We start from the raw sequence: 18,963 nt of genomic DNA, 5'->3' as shown, positions 1-18,963 counted from the left end.
CCGACGGGCGCCGCAGCTTCGCTTTCCGGTGCCATCGTTTCATTGAGGCCATTCCATGAGCACGACACTTTCTGAAATCTGGTACACACGCTGCCCGGTGCCCACGCCAGTGGGGCTCGCGGCGCAGCTGGGTTATCTCGAGCAGACCTTCAAAGAGGCCGGCATAGCGCTGAAATCCATCATCGACTCACCTGACCGCTCCGTTCGCCAGAGCCATTTCAACCACACGCTGGAATGGTCGTTCCGCCATGGCGGCAATGTGCCGCCCATCCGTGCCCGCTCGGAAGGGCGCAATACGCGTCTCATCGGGGTGACGTGGACGGATGAGTTTCAGGCGATCATTACCCTGCCGGAAACCGGTATCCGTTCGCTTGCCGATCTCGTCGGTCGCCGTTTCGGCGTGCCGCGCCGGCCGGAGGGCATCGTCGATTTCATGCGGGCGACGGCGCTGAAGGGCATCGTTTCGGCGCTCTCGCTGGAAGGGCTGAAGGTCGGGGATATCGAACTCACAGATATTGTTATCAAGGATTCGGTGCTCGCCTCGCAGGAGGGGCCGTCGCTGTTCGGCCTGAAGCGCCGGCAATCTTTCGGCGAAGAGATCATCGCGCTCCTGCGGGGCGAGGTCGATGCGATTTTTGTCAAGGGAACGGCTGGCATCGCCGCCGCGAACCTGATCGGTGCGGTGCAGGTGGCGGAGTTCGGTTTTCACTCCGATCCGAAGATACGCATCAATTCCGGTTCACCCCGGGTGTTGACGGTGGATGGGCGGCTTGCCGATGAGCGTCCCGATCTGGTCGAGCGGCTGGTTGCCGCCATCGGCAAAGCCTCGCTCTGGGCGGAGCAGCACCCCGAGGAGACGCGTCGTTTCATCGCGCGTGAGGCTGGCGCGACCGAAGAGCAGGTTCTGGCCGCCAACGGCGCGGAGGTTCACCGCCATCTTGGCCTTGGCCTCGATGCCGACCTTGTCGGTGCCGTGGGCCATTACAAGGACTTCCTGCACCAGTGGGGCTTTCTCGAAAACGACTTCAATCTTGAGAACTGGATCGATGATCGTTTCGTTACGGCGAATGAAAGGGTGGTGGCATGAGCGTCGCACTTTCCGCCGTTCCGAACGCGCCGGCGCAGCGAGCCGATCCGGTCGCCGTGGCAACCGCGCTGGCCGAAGATTTCAGCCTGACGGCTGCGGACCATGACAAAAGCGGTGAATTCGCTGCGGGTAATTTCGAGGCGCTTTTCAAATCAGGACTGCTCGGTCTTGTCACGGCTGAGAAGGATGGCGGCTGGGGCGAGGGCATGGAAACGACCCATGCCGTCATCACAGCCATCGCCAAGGGCGATCCATCGACCGCTCTCATCCTCGCCATGCATTATAGCGTCCATGCCGCGATCCGGCGCGGCAAGTGGCCGGCGGCACTGGCCGCAAGGGTGCTGGCCGCCAATGGCCGGGAATTGGCACTCGTCAACAACGCGCAGGCAGAGCCGGGTGTCGGTTCGCCGGCCCATGGCGGCCTGCCGGAAACAACGGCGCGAATTGAGGGCGATGTCTGGGTCGTCAACGGCCGCAAGAGCTTCGTGACTGGCCTGCCGGGCCTGAAATGGGCGATCGTGCTCGCCGTGACGACGGAAGAGACGCCGCGCCTCATCCAGCTTCTGGTTCCTCTCGACGCGACTGGAATCACCCAGGAAAAGGCATGGGAAGCGACCGGCATGTACGCCACCGCCAGTCATGATCTGGTGTTGAAGGACGTCAGGGTGCCACTTGCCGATATCGTGGCCGAGCAACCGGCGGATGAGCCGCTGCGGCGCGATGAAGTGGACGGTTACAATTTCTTCGTGCTGCTGGCTTCCGTCTATCACGGCGTCGCGCTCTCGGCGCGGGACGATCTGCTGCGCCATCTTAATGGCCATGTTCCGGCGAGTCTCGGGGCACCGCTGTCCTCCATCCCCCGCATTCAGGAAGGTCTCGGTCAGATCGAAGTATTGCTGGCGGCGAACAGACGCCTGCTTGCCTCCGTCGCCCGGGATATCGATGTGGGGGAGAGAGTGGGAACCGATGCACTGGCCGTTCGCCAGGTCGTGATTGACAATGCGGTGGCGGTGACGGATCTGGCTCTGGAACTGGGCGGCAATCGCGGCCTGCGCCGGGACTACAATCTTGAGCGCCATCACCGCGATGCCATCACGGCACGGGCGCATGCGCCGCAGAGCCATATGATCCGCACGATCCTTGGCCGCCAGAGCATCAAGGCAGCCGGCGGCTGACCGGAGAAGGCATTGGGCGGCCCTGTTCCAGCAGGGTCGCCCGGCAGCTTCACCGCATCAATCCCGCAGCAGCGGCAGCAGCCTGTCGCCCTGCCGCTCAATTTCTTTCAGATAGGGCGTATCGGACAGCACGAAATGGGTGATCCCCAACGCACGATACTTCTTGAGCGACGTTGCGACATCTTCCGCTGATCCTACAAGCCAGGTCGTCCCGGCGCCGCCGCCACCAAATTTGCCCGGAGCGGTGTAAAGATTGTCGTCCAGCACGTCGCTCTGCCGGTGCAAGTCCAGAAGGCGGCGCTGGCCGACTGCGACTGCCTGAAGATGGTCGTTCCAGCGCACGCCATTGTTTGCGGCCATCTCGGCAACCTTTGCTTCCGCATCGCGCCACGCCTCGGCGGTCGTTTCGCGCACCAGCGTGGTGATCCGCAGGCCGAATTGCAGCGGCGGCAGATCGCGGCCGAGCGTTTCACTGAGGTACCTGAGCCGTTCTATCCGCTCACGCACACCGGCGAGCGGCTCTCCCCAGAAAAGCTGCACGTCGGCCTCGGTTGCGGCAACCTGCTCGGCTGCTTCGGAAGCGCCGCCGAAATAGAGTTTGGGATGCGGCCTGCCTTCGCGCGGCGCGATGCGCGGCAGGACAGTGGAGTTCTTCACCCGGAAATGCTCACCTTCGAACGAGACGTTTTCCTCCGTCCAGAGCCGCCGCACCAGCCGCATGAATTCTTTCGTGCGGGCATAACGCTGCGCCTGATCGCCTTCATCGTCGCCATAGGCCGCAAGCTCATCCCTGCCGGAGACGATGTTGATCCTGACCCTGCCACCCGAAAGCTGGTCGAGGGTGGCGGCTGCCGATGCGAGGTTGGCCGGTTTCCAGTAGCCGGGGCGGATGGCGATCAGCGGTTCGAATGTGGTGGTGCGCGCAGTAAGCGCCGCCGCCACCGTGAACGTGTCGGGTCTTCCCCAACCCGTGCCGACCAGCGCGCCTTTCCAGCCATGGGTTTCAAGCGCCCTGGCATGGCCCGTCAACGTGTCGAGACTGTTGTGATTATCGCTGACGGCATCGCCACGGTGACCGGGTTTGACGTCATTGGGGATGTACCAGAGAAATTCGCTCGTGCTGCTCACATTATCCGCCTGAATTTTCGTTTGTGGTGCGGCGGAGCGGCTCTGCCAAAGCCCGGCCTCTGCCACTTGGGCTACGGGAAGCGCAAGCCTACCCACGTGCGAGAATGGCAAAGCGGCGACGGCGCGGCGAAGCAGCGACGTTTCTTTTGTTGTCCGGCAGAGGAAAAGCTTTCCGTCTGCGAAGCCTAAATTGCACATATTTTCTATATAAAAAATTTGAGGAAATGATTTCCTCTGACGGACATTATCTTGGGGACCGAGAACGTATTTTCTGAACTATCGGATTTGTCTGGATCGTTTTTCCTCGTGCATCCAAAAGGTGAGCAAGGCCATAGTCGACTGGAATCATAAAATTCACCATGCTTGGTGCACTCGCACACAACCTACGGAGCAGGCATGTGTACCACCTTGATTGTTCCTGGCCTGAATGGTTCGGATGAAGGGCATTGGCAGCGACATTGGTTGCTGGATGATCCCGATGCCCAACTGGTTGATCAGGACAATTGGCAATGCCCGGTTCTCGACGACTGGCTTGACCGTCTGGAGGCAGCGCTGGCGACCGTCGAAAGTGCTTATGTCGTCGCCCACAGCCTCGGTTGCCTGTTGGTGGCGAATATGGCGTCTCGACCCTCCGCCGCCAAGATCAGGGGCGCGCTTCTGGTTGCACCCGCTCATCTCGACCGCGTGGAGGCGATGCATCCCTGTATTGTGCGGTTCGGCGCATTTCCGCAGCAGCCGCTTGCTTTTCCGAGCCTCGTCGTGGGCAGTATGAACGATCCCTACATGGATGCCGAAGAGCTCTCGCGCAGTGCCAGCCTGTGGGGGAGCGATCTCATCAATCTCGGCGCCGTCGGGCATATCAATATTGCCAGCGGCTACGGACGATGGCCCGAGGGTTATGCTCTGCTCGAACGGCTGGAGATGGGTAACGCACCCGCAAAGGCGGGGACCCGATCGAGGTCCAACACACTGAGTGCGCTCAGTGATGCGTATTTTTGAAGAGAAGAGTGGTCGTTTGCGGTCCATGTACTGCCATTGGCCGTCGGAAACGGATTTTTTCCCTCACGCCGCAAGGTTGGTCCACATTTGCCGATGATCCTCTAATTATAGAATGGTAATTTTATCGAAAATATTGACGATTTTGGATGATCGCCTGAGGATGGAGTGAGTAGAGCAAAGGAGGCGCACATGCCGCAGGGACTTCATGCGTTTACTTTCGATCTGTTCGGTTTGACCCGGCGTCAGCCGCGTGACGAGGAACAGGTCAGCCTTCATCCCTTGGACCATTCCGGACGCATAAGGCGAGAAAAAAGCGATCTCGAACTCGAGCGGGAAGAGATCTGCGAAATGAATTTTGCAATGCTCGGCCTTTACCCGGTCTTCTGACGGCTATTGGCGGAGGCTTCGTTTCGCTTCGCAGGGCGGGTTATCCGGGAGAGAAACTCTCCATGCCGAATGGAAATTGGAACAAAATTTCTTAAACGCGCCGGGGAATTGGCTACCCTTTATCATCAGAACGCATTGCCCGAAGGGCGGATTGCAAAGGACCAGCCGATGAGCACAGCCGACAAACCCCTCGATTTTCTTTGGTTCATTCCCTCGTCGGGCGACGGTAGTTATCTGGGCTCCGACGATCTCGCGCGTCCTGCCGATCCCGGCTATTTTCGCGAAATCGCGCAGGCTGCCGATCGGCTGGGTTATTCCGGCGTGCTCATTCCAACCGGCGTCGCCTGCGAGGAATCCTTTATTCTCGCGGCCAATCTTGCGGCTTATACCGAGAAGCTGAAATTCCTCGTTGCCATCCGTCCGGGCGTCGCGTCACCCGCCTATTATGCCCGGCTGGCCTCCACGCTTGATCGTGTTTCCCATGGACGGCTGCTTCTCAACATCGTGGTAGGCGGCAGCGCGCAGGAACTGGGCGGCGACGGCATTTTCCTGCCGCATGACGAACGTTACGACCATGCCGACGAGTTCTTCCAGGTTTTCAATTCACTGATCGAAACCGGCAAGGGGGGCCTGGACGGCAAATATATCAAGGCGGTGGACGCAAGGCTCGGCCTGCCGCCGGTACAGGAGCCGCGCCCGCCGCTTTATTTCGGCGGCTCTTCCGATGCCGGCATCGAGTTTTCGGCTGGTATCACCGACAAATATCTCACCTGGGGCGAGCCGCCGGCACAGGTCGCTGAAAAAATCGCCAAGGTACGTGCGGCCGCCGCCAAAAAGGGCCGCGAGGTAACCTTCGGCATTCGCCTGCATTTCATCGTGCGTGAAACCGACGAGGAGGCCTGGGCCGATGCCGACAGGCTGATTTCGAAGCTCTCCGACGAGACCATTGCGTCTGCTCAGGAAGTATTCTCCAAAGCGTCGGATTCCGTCGGGCAAGCGCGGATGCAGGCGTTGCACAACGGCCGACGCGACCGGCTCGAGGTTTCCCCGAACCTGTGGGCGGGCATCGGGCTCGTCCGTTCGGGCGCCGGCACGGCGCTGGTCGGTTCGCCTAAGACGGTTGCGGCGAGACTGCGGGAATATCAGGCGCTCGGCATCGATACCGTCATTGCGTCCGGTTATCCTCATCTCGAGGAAGCCTATCGCGTTTCCGAACTGTTGTTCCCGGAAATCGGGCTCGGCGGACCGCGCGATCAGATCCGCTCGTCATTCGGAACGAAGCAGGTCTTTGGCGGCGGTGGCCATGGCGGCAACGTCAAGCTTGTATCCGGGTCCTGAATGGCCTGCGAAAGGCAGGCCATTCTTCTTCCGCCTCGTATCCTGCGGCAGGCTGCAACGGCGCAGAAGCATATAAAACATTATTTCTATAGAATTTTGTCATTATGGAAAAAGGTGCCTGTTTCCCACCCTATCGCCGCTGTTAGCTATTGAACAAATCAGCTTTTTCAGGAGCCACCGATGACATTGCAATATGCGGCCAAGGATCAACAATTCATCAATCTCCGTGACCCCGTTGCCGGCAAGGCTCCGGATGCCGACAGCCTCAAGGCGGCGCTGAGAACACTGGGCGGCGGCGTCAGCGTGATCACGGCGGGGGAAGGGGAGGCCCGAACGGGTGCGACCGTAACCTCGGCCACGGCGCTGTCGGTCGATCCCCCCAGAATTCTTGTCGCGCTCAATCGCTCCTCGTCCACATGGCCGGTCGTGCAGCGTTTCGGCCATCTCGCCGTGAACATCATCGGCCCCAACCATCAGTTCATCGCCAACCAGTTTGCCGGCATCGGCGGCCTGAAGGGTGCGGATCGTTATCGCGGCGCTGAATGGACCCGGCTGGCGAGCGGCGCGCCCATTCTTGAGGATGCTGTCGCGGCGATCGACTGCACCATTGAGGAAGCGATCGAACGGCATAGCCATGTCATCGTGATCGGCAAGGTGGAGGCGATCCGCGTCGGCTCCGGCTACTCGCTGGTCTATCAGAACGGGCGTTATCATTCGCTGGGTTAAGCGTCGGCCGCCGGCGCGTTACTTTGTCATTGTTTGAGGGAGTTGAGCATGGGATCCGTCACGCCTCTCGGCGAAAGACTTCGTTTCGTTCCTCCACGCCTTGGCGCGGATATCGATGTGCTGACCGTCGCACGGGCAATCGCCGCGAACTGCGGGGTTGAAAGTCCAGGACACATCCACGCTCGGATTGCCCGTTCCGGCCTTCTCGCTCTTTCCGTTCCAACGGAGCTCGGTGGAGCGGATATCACCAATGACATTCTGTCACAGGCGCTTGCCATTATTTCAGCAGCCGATGCCGAGGCGGCGCAGGGCCTCGTTGAACATTTCACTGCCCTTGAGTTCATCAGGAATGCGGGCAGCGAAGAGCAGCGCAGGGCGCTTTTCGCCCGTCTCGATCTTGGCGAGACATTCGGACTGGCAACGTCTGCCGCGAATCTGGACCAAGCGGTTACGGTGACGGAAGATGACTACGCCCTGCGGCTTCCCGACGACGTTGTTGGGTCGGTGAGGGGCGACGCGGACTGGATCGTCGTGCCAGCGGTCAATACGTCCGGGCAGCCCTTGCTTATCGTCTTGCGCAATCGCCCCAATACGTCGTGGGAGGGTCTGTTGCGTGCCGATCAGGTTGTGTTCCTGGCTCAGGGCGCCGGAAATCTGGCCACTTCCGTGTCAACTCTTTTGAGGGCCGCAGTGGCGTTGGGACAAAAGCAGGGTGAGCTTTCGTCCCTGCTGATCGACAGGCTGGCGTATAAGGGTGCGGCACGACCCGTCATAGGGGAAGTATTTCTCGCCATCGAACTCCTGAGGGCGCAGATAGCAAGCCTTGCGGCCAATATCGATGCGGCACAGGTTGGTGCAGAAAACGTCACCTTTCGCTCGGTTCGCAACAATGCCATCACGCTTGAAATCCTGATGGCGCGCCTCGGTCTTGTCGAAGGCGTCAGCGAAGACGGATTGATCGCTTCGCTGGAGGACGATCTGCGCAGGCAATGAGTAGATCGCGAATGACCGACCGTTCGAAATCTATTGACCGGCCGGAATGGCGTGGGCGTCCTGCCCGTCCTTCTCCACGAATTGCGCAAGCGTCATATTGTCCAGAATCGTTGCGATGGCGTCACGCACGTCCGTCATCGAAAGTCTGACCTGACAGGTCTCCGGATCATCGCAGTCGTCACAGGCTTCAAAGGCTGTGCGGCTTGCGCAGCGGATGGGCGCCAGAGGACCGTCCAGCGTGCGGATAACTTGGCCGATCATGATTTCCGACGGCATTTTCGACAGTGAATAACCGCCATTGGGCCCCTTCTTGGAGCGCAGGATTCCGCTATTGCGCAGTTCCAGAAGAATGGTGTCGAGAAATTTTTTCGGGATGTTGTTACGGCTCGCAATCTCTGTCACGAAGGCGGTTTCGCCCTGGGGCAACCGCGCCAGATCGACAAGTGCCTTTAGTCCGTATTTGCCTTTTTTGGTCAACATCACATGATCCGAAAGAGAGACGGCACATTTTACAGCGCCTCGCCATATTATTCCTGAGTTACTAAGTAGTTTTTACCGAATTTCGGCGCAAGCCCGTTTCGCCTTCGTTTGGTGCTGAAAGCGGCCAGTTGCAACGTTATTTTGAGGTGACCCTCCGCGTTGCGGATGCCTCCCGCCTGCGCCGGCTTTCCGCGACACCACTGAAAACAATATTTTCTCTCATCGTGCCGCAACGTGGAACGATCATCCTTTATTAGTATATAAAATCCGTAGACAAAGTATGCATCAAAGACACGCGAGGTGATGATGTATACGCTCAGTTTGCTGGACAAGAGCCCTGTTCCAACGGGTGAGGACGCGGCGAGTGCATTCCGCGACACGATCAATCTCGCCAGACGTGCCGAAGAGCTGGGCTACCGCCGTTTCTGGGTGGCCGAGCATCACAATTCGCCGGAACTAGCCGGGTCCGCGCCGGAAGCGCTGGTTGCGTGGATATTGGCGAAGACCTCCCACATCCGCGTCGGCTCAGGCGGTGTCATGCTGCAGCACTACAGCTCTTACAAGGTTGCCGAGGTTTTCAACGTTCTGTCGTCGCTCGCGCCTGGCCGGGTCGATCTCGGCATCGGTAAGACACCGGGCGGGCTGCCGCTCGCGACGTCAGCCTTGCAGCAGGCCTATGATCCTGCCCGCAAACCGGATTTTGAAGCGGCCTTCGGCGAGCTTACCACATTCCTGTCCGGCGCCGCGCCGCACGAACACGCGCAGGCCGGATTGCGGGCAACTCCCGTACCGCCGGTCGCTGCGGAACGATTCCTGCTCGGCGCCAGCCCGGAAAGCGCGAGGCTTGCCGCTTCACGCGGATGGAATTTCGTTTTTGCCGGCCACCTCAATGGCGACGTGGAGGTTCTCCGCCGCAGCCTTTCGGTTTTCCGTGAAGAAAGCGGCGGAGTTGCCCCGGTCCTTGCCCTGTCCGCGTTTGCTGCGAGCGACCCCGCTCATGCCGCGCGGCAGGTCGAAGGTCAGCGCATTTACCGGGTGTTCCTCAGTGATGGCAGGGCCTTCAATCTGGGCCGGCGTGAACAGGCGGAGGAATTTGCCCGCCAGTCCGGCGATGCCGATTACCGCATCGAGGAGCGCAAGCCCAATGTCCTGCATGGCGGGCCGGAGGATATTCACAAGGCGCTTCGCGCGCTTTCCGAAGAGCACGGCATCGAGGAATTCATCATCGAGCCGCCGCATGTCGGGGCGGATCAGCGGCTTGCCTCGATCGAACTCTTGGCCACGCACCGCCTTTCCCGGGCGGCGTGATTTAGTCCTCAGGAGGAGATGACATGACGAGAAAGAAAATCCGTTTCGGCATCATGCTTCAGGGCCCCGGCGGGCATATGAACGCCTGGCGGCATCCCAAAAGCCCAGTTGACGCCAGCGTCAATTTCGAGTTTTTCAGGAAGAATGCGTTGAAGGCGGAGGCGGCCGGTATCGCCTTCGCTTTCGTGGCGGACGGGCTTTACATCAACGAAAAGTCGATCCCTCATTTCCTCAACCGGTTCGAGCCGCTGACGATCCTTTCAGCGCTGGCCGCGGTGACCTCGAAGATCGGTCTCGCCGGAACCGTTTCGACCTCCTATAGCGACCCCTTCACCATCGCCCGCCAGTTTGCTTCGCTCGATCTCCTGAGCGGTGGCCGCGCCGGATGGAATGCGGTGACGACACCTCTCGAAGGCACGGCGAAGAACTACAGCCGCAATCATCCTGAACATGCGCTGCGTTATGAGATTGCCGACGAATATCTCGAAGTCATCAAGGGTCTGTGGGACAGCTGGGACGATGATGCCTTTGTGCGCAACCGTGAGACGGGGCAATTTTTCGACCGCACCAAACTTCACACCCTCGGCCATAAGGGCCGCTTTTTCCAGGTGGAAGGCCCCTTGAACATCCAGCGTTCGCCGCAGGGGCAGCCGGTAGTGTTTCAGGCCGGCTCATCCGATGCCGGCATCGGTCTTGCGGGCAAGCACGCTGATGCGGTCTTCACCAATTCCGCTTCACTTGAGGAAAACCAGACCTTCCTGAAGCGAGTCAAGCAGAGTGCCGTCGCGCAGGGCAGGTCCGCTGCCGATGTGAAGATCTTCCCAGGCATCGGACCGATTGTCGGCGAGACCCAGGAAGAAGCGGAGGCGAAATACGACGTTATCCGCAACCTCATCACAATCGAGGAGGCGCTCGCCTATCTCGGCCGCTTCTTCGATCATCATGATTTCAGCGTCTATCCGCTGGATGAGCCTTTCCCTGACCTGGGCGATATCGGCAAGAACAGTTTCCGTTCAACGACCGACCGCATCAAGCGTCGCGCCAAGGAAAAGAACCAGACGCTGCGCGAGGCGGCACTGGAGGCGGCGACCCCGCGTGAGGGTTTCATCGGCACACCGGACAAGGTGGCTGACGAAATCATCCGCTGGGTGGAGCACGACGCTGCGGACGGCTTCATTCTCGGTTTTCCCGTGATTGCCGAAGGGCTGGATGATTTCATCCGCCTTGTCATTCCTGTGCTGCAGCGGCGGGGTTATTTCGATCCGCATCTGGACGGGGCGACGCTGCGCGACCATCTCGGGCTGCCTTTCCGGGAAAGTGTCTACGCCCGCGGCGAAAGCGGTTCGGACAAGGCCATCGCATAAGATCGCGGCCGGAGGGCGACCCGGCCGGCGCAGACTTTCAGGACGCGGCGCGTAAAGGGTCGTGCAGGAGATAGAACCATGAACATCCACATTGACGGCGCGCGTCCGCAGGACGACGCCGAACGGGGAATCCTTGCCTTCATCGAGGAGAGCATCGCCATCCGGCGCGATCTCCACCGGCATCCGGAGCTCTCGCTGAAGGAGAAACGCACGGCCGCTCTCATCGCCCGTTATCTTCTGTCCTTCGGATATGAGGTGACGGAGGGCGTCGGCGGACATGGCGTCGTGGCGACCCTCAAGCGCGGCCACGGCGAAAAACGCCTCGGTATTCGCGCCGATATCGACGCGCTGCCCATTGCCGAGGAAACCGGCCTTGCCTATGCCAGCGACACGCCGGGCGTCATGCATGCCTGCGGTCACGACGGCCATACGACCATCCTACTCGCAGCAGCCCGTTATCTTGCCGAGACCTCGAGGTTTTCCGGCACGTTGACACTGATCTTCCAGCCCGCCGAGGAAATCGGCGCCGGCGCGAGGGCGATGATAAAGGACCGGCTGTTCGAACGCTTTCCGGTCGACGCCGTCTTTGGCCTGCATAACTGGCCGGGTGTCGAGGCGGGCCAGTTCGGTTTCGTTGAAGGTCCTGCAATGGCCTCCGTCGACAAGGCGAAGGTGCGGATTGTCGGCAGGGGCGGACACGGGGCAGCGCCGCACGAAACGGTCGACCCGGTTCTCGCCTCGGCAAGCTTCGTCACCGCGCTGCAAAGCATCGTTTCACGCAATGTCGATCCGCGCGAGATGGCGGTGCTGACGGTTGGCTCCATTCATGGCGGGACGGCTTCGAATGTCATTCCCGAGAGCGTCGAACTGCAGATCACTGCACGCGCCTTCTCGCCGGTCGTGCGCGACAGGCTGGAGGAGCGGCTTCCGGCGCTGGCAAAGGCGCAGGCGGAAAGCTTTGGCGCAAAGGCCGAGGTTGCTTATTCACGGGGTTTTCCACCCGTCATCAATCATGCCGTGCAGACGGCTTTCGCCCAAGATGTCGCCAGACGGCACTTCCCGCCAGGACAGATCGCCGAGAGCTTTCAGCCGAGAACCGCGAGCGAGGATTTCGCCTTCATGCTGCAGGAGCGGCCTGGTTCCTATCTCTTCGTCGGCAATGGCGACAGCGCGCCGCTGCACAGCCCTCACTACGATTTCAACGATACGATCATCGCGCCTGCGGCGCGCTTCTGGGTGCGTCTGGCGGAAGACTACCTCTCCTGACGCAAAATTTGGGACAAGGACATGAGCGACAGTTTTTTCTACACATCGGTCAAGGATCCGCTCGCGACGCCGCTTCTTGAGGAGTTGCTGTTCGAATATGACAGCCGCTACGGCACATTTTTCAATGCGGAAGGGGCCAAGGCGGAGCTCAACAAATATCCGCCTGAGGCCTTCAGCCCGCCATCTGGCAACTTCCTGCTGCTCCTGCGTGACGGCAAGGCGATCGCCGGTGGGGCTTTCATGCGCTACGACGACGAGACGGCAGAATTCAAGCGCGTCTGGACACACTCCGCCCATCGCAGGCAGGGGCTCGCGAAACTTGTGCTGCGTGAACTGGAGCTGCAGGCGATCCGTCAGGGCTACGGTCGCGTTTATCTGACCACCGGCTTCCGTCAGCCAGAAGCGGTCGGTCTTTATCTGACCAACGGCTACCGCGCCCTGTTCGACACCGCGGCCGATCCCGAGACGATCAAGTCCCTGCCTTTTGAAAAAAGGCTGTCTGAAGCTTCTGCGCCCATCAGGGATGGCGCATCGCTTTCGGCCGCGCGGCCGCAACTCTCTCCAGTTCATCCGTGAAAGGCCTTTTCCGATGACGATAGCTTCCGATTTTCCGAATGTCTCGGTGAGTGAACACAAGGGCGAGCCGGTCAGGGACGGTTACGCGCATTTCCGCGTCGTTCCTGCCCGCTATCCACTGCGTACGGCGGGCACCGTTCTTGCGGTTCTCATCATCGCGGCCGTCCTGCATTCCGTCTTCGGTAACCCACGCTGGGGCTGGAATGTATTTGCGGAATGGTTTTTCGCCGAACCGGTGCTTGTCGGGCTAGGCCGGACGCTGCTGCTGACGGCGCTTGGGGCTTTTCTCGGTTTCGTGCTCGGCACCGTTCTCGCCCTTGCCCGCGTTTCGGGGTCTCCCCTGCTTGTCGCGATCTCCTGGACCTATATCTGGATATTCCGTTCCATTCCGCTGATTGTGCTGCTGCTGATCCTCAATAATCTCGGTTATCTCTACGAGACCGTCACGATCGGCGTTCCCTATACCGGTATCAACTTCTTCAGCTGGAACACGACGCAGCTCATGACGCCCTTTGCGGCTGCGGTGCTCGGACTGACGCTACATGCTGCGGCTTTCTCATCGGAGATCGTGCGCGGTGGCATCCTATCGGTCGAACAAGGTCAGCTCGAGGCGGCGGCCTCGCTTGGCCTGCCGCGCCGCCGGCAGTTTTCGCGCATCGTGCTACCGCAGGCGATGAGAACCATTCTGCCCAATGGTTTCAACGAGATCATTCTCCTCGCGAAGGGAACGTCGCAGGTCTATATCCTCGCGCTGCCCGAGCTATTCTATACGATCCAGATCATCTATCGCCGCAATCTGGAAGTGATCCCGCTGCTGATGGTTGCCACCGTCTGGTATCTGGTGATCCTGACCGCGCTTTCCATCGTCCAGCATCACATTGAGCGGCACTTTTCGCGTGGCGCGCTGCGCAACCCTCCGCCCTCACTATTTGCAACGCTCTACCGCACAATCCGGCCGCGCCGGCCCTTGCCTGAAGCGGTGGAGGCACCAGCGCCTGCGGACGCTAGAGCCGAACGGCCGACCGCCGTCAGGACCGGTAGTTTCCAGCTCGGAAATCGCGGTGGGTCGGTCAATATTCACGGTGTTTCGAAGTCTTTCGGCTCGCTGAAAGTCCTTGATGATGTCACCGTTTCCATTCCGGCGGGCAGTGTCACCACCATTCTCGGCCAGTCCGGGTCCGGCAAGTCCACCCTGCTGCGCTCCATCAATCACCTGGAACGCGTGGATGATGGCTTCATTGCCATTGACGGCGAACTGGTCGGATATCGCCAGCAAGGCGACACGCTCTACGAGCTGAAGGAGCGGGAGATCCTCAAGCGACGCGTTGAAGTGGGTATGGTTTTTCAGAGCTTCAACCTCTTCCCCCATCTTACCGCACTGGAAAATATAGCCGAAGCGCCGGTCGTGGTTCGCGGCATCAAGAAGGAGCAGGCCGAGGCGGAGGCGAGGGATCTTCTGGCTCGCGTCGGTCTTGCCGAAAAGTCCGGAGCCTATCCGCGTCAGCTTTCGGGCGGCCAGCAGCAGCGCGTGGCGATTGCGCGGGCGCTTGCCCTGCGGCCAAAGGTGCTGTTGTTCGATGAGCCGACCTCGGCGCTTGATCCCGAACTCGTCAACGAGGTGCTTGACGTCATCAAGGAACTGTCCCGGTCCGGCGTCACCCTCATCATCGTCACGCACGAGACCGGTTTTGCCCGCGAAGTTTCCGACAGGGTGATCTTCATGGAGCAGGGGCGGATTCTCGAAACGGGCACGCCTGACAAGGTGTTCAATAATCCCGAGCATCCGCGCACAGCCGAATTCCTCGCCAAAGTTCTCTAATCAACAAAAAGGAAACACTCACATGGCTTTTTCATCGAAATTATTTTCCCTGCTCGCCGGTGGTCTTTTCACGGCCACTGCCGCGCTCATCCCGGCAGCGCATGCGCAGGAGGTTGACCTGTCGCCGGAGCAGAAGGGTCGCGTTCGCGCAGAAAAGGTGGAGGAGGCGATCAAGCTTCTGCCTGCCGGCCACAAGTTCGTCGCCGATGGAAAGCTGACGGTTGCGACCGTACCTTTCCGGTTGCCGCTGGTGGATTACGCGAGCGACACGAAGACGCCGATCGGCGTGGAGCCGGATATTGCCCAGCTCGTCGCCGACAGCCTTGGACTTGAACTTCAGCTTGTCCCCATCGCCTGGGCTGACTGGCCGCTCGGTCTCACATCAGGCAAATATGACGCCGTGACGTCTAATATAACGGTGACGGAGGCCCGTAAGGAAAAGTTCGATTTCTCCAGCTATCGCAACGACTTGCTTGGCTTTTACGTGGGCAACAACAGCAAGGTCACGTCAATCGGCAAGCCCGAGGATGTTGCCGGGCTGAAGGTGATTGTCGGCGCGGCCACCAATCAGGAGCAGATACTCTTGAAGTGGATCAAGGACAACAAAGCCAAGGGTCTGGCCGACACCGAGGTACAATATTACGACGACCAGGCGGTGCTTGATGTCGCCCTGCAATCCGGCCGCGCGGATGCCTATCTTGGCCCCAATGCCACCTCTGCCTTCCAGGCGGCAAGTCAGAAGAAGACGAAGCTCGTCGGCACCTTCTCCGGCGGCTGGCCCGAAGCGGCGGAAATCGCCGTCGCTTCGAAAAAGGACGCCGGTATTGCCGAAGCCATCACTGCCGCACTGAATGCCCAGATCAAGAACGGCAACTACGGCAAGGTTCTCGCCCGCTGGAATCTGGGCTCGGAGGCCATCACCGAATCCCGCACAAACCCGCCCGGTCTGCCCAAGAGCTGAGAAGGAACATCGCTGACAGCCAAGTTGCCGAAAAAGCTGAGTTGAAGGTGGGACATCACTCAGCCGGTAGCGCGGGCCTCCTCCCGCCCGCGCTACCTCCGTCCCGCGATCAATATCGGGAAACACCAATGACTTTCAACTTTCGCCTGACCTCCGTCACGCTCGGCGCCTTTCTTTCCTTTGCCGGCTTCGCGTCTGCTTTCGCAGATGATGTCTTCGATCTGTCGCCGGATCAGCCTAGGCGTGTCAGGGTCGAGAAGGATGCCGGTGCCATTGCCGCCATCCCGAAGGATTTCCGGTTCGTCTCACCAGGCAAATTCACCGTGGCCGTTTCACCGGGCGGCCCGCCGCTGGCCACTTACGCAACCGACGCGAAGACTGTCGTAGGGGCCGATCCCGATTATGCGCTCGCCGTTGCCGACAGTCTCGGGCTTGAGCTGGAACTGGTGGCGGTCGCCTGGGCGGACTGGCCGCTGGGGCTCGCGTCGGGCAAATACGATGCGGTGATCTCGAATGTAGGTGTCACGGAGCAGCGCAAGGAAAAGTTCGACTTCTCCACCTACCGGCAGGGTCTCCACGGCTTCTTCGTCAAGTCCGACAGTGGCATAAGCGCTATCAGGGAGCCGAAGGATGCGGCGGGGCTGCGTATCATCGTCGGCGCCGGCACCAATCAGGAGCGTATTCTGCTGAAATGGAGCGACGAGAACGTTGCCGCCGGTTTGAAGCCGATCGAGCTGCAATATTACGACGATGAAGCAACGCGGCTTGTAGCCCTTTCGGCAGGGCGGGCGGATGTAATCGTTCAGCCGCATGCCCAGCTGGTTTTCATCGCCGCACGCGACAAGACAATCAAGCGTGTCGGAACCCTTTCCGCCGGATGGCCGGAACGTTCCGACGTTGCAATCACCACCCGCAAGGGTTCGGGACTGGCCGATGCATTGACACTCGCCACCAACGACCTGATCAAGAGTGGTGCCTATGCGAAAATTCTCGACCGCTGGCAACTTTCCGAAGAGGCGCTGCCGGAATCGCGGACCAATCCTCCCGGACTGCCGAAAAGCTGACCTGCAGATGAGATGCGGCGGACTGCAATACCCGCTGGGTCAGCCCCGCGGGTATTTGTCCGTCAGAAATCCGCGACCTTGCCCCAGGCCGAGCTGTTAAAACGGCTGGGATGATAAGGCGCGGGATCGACGATCGGGCTGGCGCCAGTGACGATATCGGCAATGAGGTGGCCCGCTCCCGGACCTATGCCGAAACCATGGCCGCTGAAGCCCGCGGCGAGGATGAAGCCGGGCAATTCGATGGTTTCACCAATGGCAGGTACGCCATCCGGTGTGCTGTCGATAAAGCCGGCCCATGTGGTCGAAACCTGCGTTTTGCGCAGAGCAGGCAGGAGCTGCAAAGCTCTTTCATGGGTTTCGCGGATCGCTGCCGCATTCGGTTTCGGATCCAGAATGCGAACCCTTTCCATGGGGGTCGGCGCATCGAGCCGCCAGTTTTTCAGTGACTCATGGCCGCCGCGAACGCCTTCCAGGCCGCCCGGCCTGAGACTGCGCCAGCGCTTGAGGAACATCGGCACGAACTCACGCGCAAACCGCGCCTGCTGCGCCGTCGGGTCAATGCGTCCAAGCCCGCTGATGGCGAGCGTATAGCCCCCATTATTCCGCTTCGTTACCGAGACGGCGGCAGTGTGCAGCGCATCCGGCAGACCTTCCGCGCCGGGCGTAACGGCGAGAATAGAGGACCGAACCGAAGCCTGTGGAAAACGGATGCCCAGCTGGCGGCAGAATGAAGAGGCCCAGGCGCCGCCGGACATGATCGCCGTTTTCGTGCGGATGGTTCCTTTTTCGGTAACGACGGCGCTGACGCGACCATTTTCCGTCTCAAGGCCCCGCGCGGCGCAGTTCTGATGTACCGTGCCGCCCAGCTTCATGATGGCACGCGCTACGGCGGGGGCCGCCATGGAAGGATCGGCTGTCCCGTCGGTCGGTGAAAAAACGCCCCCCCTCCAGCGTTTTCCGGTCGCATGCCCACGCTCGCTCGCCTCATCTGCGCTCAACATATGGGTCGTCACGCCGGCAGTAAGGGCAAAGTCGCGCCAGCGCGCCCATCCAGCAAGCTCGGCCTCGTTGTCGCTCAGGTAAAGCAGCCCGCAGCGGCGAAAGCCGGTGTTCTCGCCGCTTTCGGCCGCAAATCGTTCCCAGAGCGTAAGGCTCTGCGTCGAAATCGGCAATTCCCTTGCGTCGCGGTTCTGCTGCCGGCACCAGCCCCAGTTCCGGCTGGATTGCTCGGCGCCGATAAGACCTTTTTCGACAAGGGCGACTTTCAGGCCGCGCTGCGCGAGGTAATAAGCAGCGAATACGCCGACGATGCCGCCGCCGATGATGACGGCGTCAGCCGCTTTCGGCAGGTCCGGCGATGTCGTTATCTGTTGCAGCGGGGCGGGCATGGTCTGGCTCCTTATAGTCGTCCTAATTTACCTTGGCCGGCGCGCAAACGTTGCCAGACTGGGCTCTCTGTCGGAATTTCCTGCTGTTCGCAGACCTCTCTGCAACTCTTTCTGCTGAATGAAAAAAACATCGTTGCGTCGACAGCGCGCGTCCATGTGGTAAGATTTCAATTGCCGCGCCAGAATTTTATGCCGCGTGTCTGAAAAAACAAAAGGGGTTCCGCACGTGATGAAACTTGACCGGATCGATATCAAGATTCTCTATGAACTTCAGAAAAACGGTCGCATCACCAATGTCGAGCTGGCGGAACTTGTCAATCTTTCGCCAAGCCCCTGCCTGATGCGGGTGAAGAAGCTCCAGTCGGAAGGTTATATCGAGGGGTATTCGGCGCAGATCAACATCAACAAACTCGGCCAGACGCTGACGGTCTTCACCGAGATCACACTCAAGAATCATCGCCAGATCGATTTCGCCCGCTTCCTCGGGGTCGTCGAAAAAATCGATCAGGTGGTGGAATGCCATCTCGTTTCCGGCGGTTACGACTACCTCCTGAAATTCGTCACGTCGGGCATTGTCGAATATCAGTCGATCATGGAAAGGCTGACCGATATGGACGTGGGCATCGACAAATATTTCAGCTTCGTGGTGCTGAAATCGCCGATTATCAAATCGCATATGCCGCTGACCAGCCTCTTTCCGCTTTGAAGTGAGAGGTAGTACATCAGACGTCCGCAGAACCGATGGGTTTGACAGGGGGTTGCACTTACACTCCGTCACCCCGGACTTGATCCGGGGTCCAGCGCGATCAAGTCCTTGATTGCAAAAGACTCTTCTCACGGGGCAGACGCGCCGTGGCTGGATGCCGGATCAAGTTCGGCATGACGGAGGACAGCGTCTCAATCC

At 60.0% G+C, this 18,963-nt stretch carries 18 protein-coding genes; 15 read left to right on the top strand and 3 right to left on the bottom strand.

The window, feature by feature from the left end; translation table 11 throughout:
- Positions 1-55: 55 nt before the first annotated feature.
- Together ACZ47E_RS21285 and ACZ47E_RS21280 are read left to right on the top strand one after the other, a co-directional pair.
- Entirely contained in the window at positions 56-1,087 is a 1,032-nt protein-coding gene (locus tag ACZ47E_RS21285; RefSeq protein ID WP_022562891.1) for an ABC transporter substrate-binding protein, read from the top strand.
- The gene (locus ACZ47E_RS21280; protein ID WP_034497003.1) at positions 1,084-2,262 is read left to right on the top strand and encodes an acyl-CoA dehydrogenase family protein; all 1,179 of its coding nucleotides are present in this window, start codon (positions 1,084-1,086) and stop codon (positions 2,260-2,262) included. The genes ACZ47E_RS21285 and ACZ47E_RS21280 overlap by 4 nt, the downstream gene beginning before the upstream one ends.
- Before the next feature lie 57 nt (positions 2,263-2,319).
- On the opposite strand, the gene ACZ47E_RS21275 is transcribed toward ACZ47E_RS21280, so the two are convergent.
- Positions 2,320-3,390 carry an LLM class flavin-dependent oxidoreductase gene (locus tag ACZ47E_RS21275; RefSeq protein WP_034497593.1) on the bottom strand — a complete coding sequence of 357 codons (1,071 nt, stop codon included), beginning with the start codon at positions 3,388-3,390 and terminating at the stop codon, positions 2,320-2,322.
- Between the two features lie 396 nt (positions 3,391-3,786).
- Here ACZ47E_RS21275 and ACZ47E_RS21270 point away from each other — a divergent pair, with 396 nt between their 5' ends.
- The 5 genes from ACZ47E_RS21270 (at position 3,787) to ACZ47E_RS21250 (ending at position 7,833) form a co-directional block, all read left to right on the top strand.
- Positions 3,787-4,389: an alpha/beta hydrolase gene (locus ACZ47E_RS21270; RefSeq protein ID WP_022562888.1), complete on the top strand. Its 603-nt coding sequence runs from the start codon at positions 3,787-3,789 to the stop codon at positions 4,387-4,389.
- A 189-nt stretch (positions 4,390-4,578) separates the two neighbouring features.
- Positions 4,579-4,776, top strand: coding sequence for a hypothetical protein (locus tag ACZ47E_RS21265; RefSeq protein ID WP_004445462.1), 198 nt, complete (start codon positions 4,579-4,581; stop codon positions 4,774-4,776).
- Positions 4,777-4,944: 168 nt separating this feature from the next.
- On the top strand, positions 4,945-6,114 hold the full coding sequence (ssuD, locus tag ACZ47E_RS21260) for an FMNH2-dependent alkanesulfonate monooxygenase (RefSeq protein ID WP_022562886.1): 1,170 nt from the start codon (positions 4,945-4,947) through the stop codon (positions 6,112-6,114).
- A gap of 180 nt (positions 6,115-6,294) precedes the next feature.
- The gene (locus ACZ47E_RS21255; protein ID WP_004445459.1) at positions 6,295-6,840 is read left to right on the top strand and encodes a flavin reductase family protein; all 546 of its coding nucleotides are present in this window, start codon (positions 6,295-6,297) and stop codon (positions 6,838-6,840) included.
- 48 nt (positions 6,841-6,888) lie between these two features.
- Positions 6,889-7,833, top strand: coding sequence for an acyl-CoA dehydrogenase family protein (locus tag ACZ47E_RS21250; RefSeq protein WP_004445457.1), 945 nt, complete (start codon positions 6,889-6,891; stop codon positions 7,831-7,833).
- A gap of 30 nt (positions 7,834-7,863) precedes the next feature.
- Here ACZ47E_RS21250 and ACZ47E_RS21245 read toward each other — a convergent pair whose 3' ends face one another.
- Complete coding sequence (locus ACZ47E_RS21245; protein WP_004445456.1) at positions 7,864-8,313, bottom strand: RrF2 family transcriptional regulator; 450 nt, start codon at positions 8,311-8,313, stop codon at positions 7,864-7,866.
- 303 nt (positions 8,314-8,616) lie between these two features.
- Between ACZ47E_RS21245 and ACZ47E_RS21240 the strand changes: the two genes are divergently transcribed.
- From ACZ47E_RS21240 to ACZ47E_RS21210, 7 genes are all read left to right on the top strand, one after another.
- Positions 8,617-9,621 carry an LLM class flavin-dependent oxidoreductase gene (locus tag ACZ47E_RS21240; RefSeq protein WP_034496999.1) on the top strand — a complete coding sequence of 335 codons (1,005 nt, stop codon included), beginning with the start codon at positions 8,617-8,619 and terminating at the stop codon, positions 9,619-9,621.
- Between the two features lie 23 nt (positions 9,622-9,644).
- Positions 9,645-10,985, top strand: a complete 1,341-nt coding sequence (locus ACZ47E_RS21235) for an LLM class flavin-dependent oxidoreductase (RefSeq protein ID WP_022562883.1) — start codon at positions 9,645-9,647, stop codon at positions 10,983-10,985.
- A gap of 78 nt (positions 10,986-11,063) precedes the next feature.
- Complete coding sequence (locus ACZ47E_RS21230) at positions 11,064-12,251, top strand: M20 aminoacylase family protein (RefSeq protein ID WP_022562882.1); 1,188 nt, start codon at positions 11,064-11,066, stop codon at positions 12,249-12,251.
- Positions 12,252-12,272: 21 nt separating this feature from the next.
- Positions 12,273-12,827, top strand: a complete 555-nt coding sequence (locus ACZ47E_RS21225; RefSeq protein ID WP_022562881.1) for a GNAT family N-acetyltransferase — start codon at positions 12,273-12,275, stop codon at positions 12,825-12,827.
- A 13-nt stretch (positions 12,828-12,840) separates the two neighbouring features.
- Complete coding sequence (locus tag ACZ47E_RS21220) at positions 12,841-14,646, top strand: amino acid ABC transporter permease/ATP-binding protein (protein WP_278067614.1); 1,806 nt, start codon at positions 12,841-12,843, stop codon at positions 14,644-14,646.
- 22 nt (positions 14,647-14,668) lie between these two features.
- A complete protein-coding gene (locus ACZ47E_RS21215) occupies positions 14,669-15,607 on the top strand; it encodes an ABC transporter substrate-binding protein (protein ID WP_022562879.1) in 939 nt (312 codons plus the stop codon).
- A 128-nt stretch (positions 15,608-15,735) separates the two neighbouring features.
- Positions 15,736-16,671 carry an ABC transporter substrate-binding protein gene (locus ACZ47E_RS21210; protein WP_022562878.1) on the top strand — a complete coding sequence of 312 codons (936 nt, stop codon included), beginning with the start codon at positions 15,736-15,738 and terminating at the stop codon, positions 16,669-16,671.
- A 62-nt stretch (positions 16,672-16,733) separates the two neighbouring features.
- Here ACZ47E_RS21210 and ACZ47E_RS21205 read toward each other — a convergent pair whose 3' ends face one another.
- Complete coding sequence (locus ACZ47E_RS21205) at positions 16,734-18,059, bottom strand: NAD(P)/FAD-dependent oxidoreductase (protein WP_022562877.1); 1,326 nt, start codon at positions 18,057-18,059, stop codon at positions 16,734-16,736.
- Between the two features lie 229 nt (positions 18,060-18,288).
- On the opposite strand from ACZ47E_RS21205, the gene ACZ47E_RS21200 reads away from it, so the two are divergent.
- Positions 18,289-18,765 carry an Lrp/AsnC family transcriptional regulator gene (locus ACZ47E_RS21200; protein WP_004445447.1) on the top strand — a complete coding sequence of 159 codons (477 nt, stop codon included), beginning with the start codon at positions 18,289-18,291 and terminating at the stop codon, positions 18,763-18,765.
- Positions 18,766-18,963 lie beyond the last annotated feature (198 nt).

This window comes from Agrobacterium sp. 5Ca39, from assembly GCF_055382365.1.
Note: the sequence above shows the minus strand (reverse complement) of the source record. Positions and strands in the feature narration are given on the sequence as shown.

Bases quoted from the DNA above. Each gene is read 5' to 3' on its own strand.
- ACZ47E_RS21235 (WP_022562883.1), top strand. From the start codon at position 9,645: ATGACGAGAAAGAAAATCCGTTTCGGCATCATGCTTCAGGGCCCCGGC.
- ACZ47E_RS21240 (WP_034496999.1), top strand. From the start codon at position 8,617: ATGATGTATACGCTCAGTTTGCTGGACAAGAGCCCTGTTCCAACGGGT.
- ssuD (WP_022562886.1), top strand. From the start codon at position 4,945: ATGAGCACAGCCGACAAACCCCTCGATTTTCTTTGGTTCATTCCCTCG.
- ACZ47E_RS21225 (WP_022562881.1), top strand. From the start codon at position 12,273: ATGAGCGACAGTTTTTTCTACACATCGGTCAAGGATCCGCTCGCGACG.
- ACZ47E_RS21280 (WP_034497003.1), top strand. From the start codon at position 1,084: ATGAGCGTCGCACTTTCCGCCGTTCCGAACGCGCCGGCGCAGCGAGCC.
- ACZ47E_RS21210 (WP_022562878.1), top strand. From the start codon at position 15,736: ATGACTTTCAACTTTCGCCTGACCTCCGTCACGCTCGGCGCCTTTCTT.
- ACZ47E_RS21245 (WP_004445456.1), bottom strand. From the start codon at position 8,313: ATGTTGACCAAAAAAGGCAAATACGGACTAAAGGCACTTGTCGATCTG.
- ACZ47E_RS21270 (WP_022562888.1), top strand. From the start codon at position 3,787: ATGTGTACCACCTTGATTGTTCCTGGCCTGAATGGTTCGGATGAAGGG.
- ACZ47E_RS21265 (WP_004445462.1), top strand. From the start codon at position 4,579: ATGCCGCAGGGACTTCATGCGTTTACTTTCGATCTGTTCGGTTTGACC.
- ACZ47E_RS21230 (WP_022562882.1), top strand. From the start codon at position 11,064: ATGAACATCCACATTGACGGCGCGCGTCCGCAGGACGACGCCGAACGG.
- ACZ47E_RS21200 (WP_004445447.1), top strand. From the start codon at position 18,289: ATGAAACTTGACCGGATCGATATCAAGATTCTCTATGAACTTCAGAAA.
- ACZ47E_RS21215 (WP_022562879.1), top strand. From the start codon at position 14,669: ATGGCTTTTTCATCGAAATTATTTTCCCTGCTCGCCGGTGGTCTTTTC.
- ACZ47E_RS21205 (WP_022562877.1), bottom strand. From the start codon at position 18,059: ATGCCCGCCCCGCTGCAACAGATAACGACATCGCCGGACCTGCCGAAA.
- ACZ47E_RS21255 (WP_004445459.1), top strand. From the start codon at position 6,295: ATGACATTGCAATATGCGGCCAAGGATCAACAATTCATCAATCTCCGT.
- ACZ47E_RS21250 (WP_004445457.1), top strand. From the start codon at position 6,889: ATGGGATCCGTCACGCCTCTCGGCGAAAGACTTCGTTTCGTTCCTCCA.
- ACZ47E_RS21285 (WP_022562891.1), top strand. From the start codon at position 56: ATGAGCACGACACTTTCTGAAATCTGGTACACACGCTGCCCGGTGCCC.
- ACZ47E_RS21220 (WP_278067614.1), top strand. From the start codon at position 12,841: ATGACGATAGCTTCCGATTTTCCGAATGTCTCGGTGAGTGAACACAAG.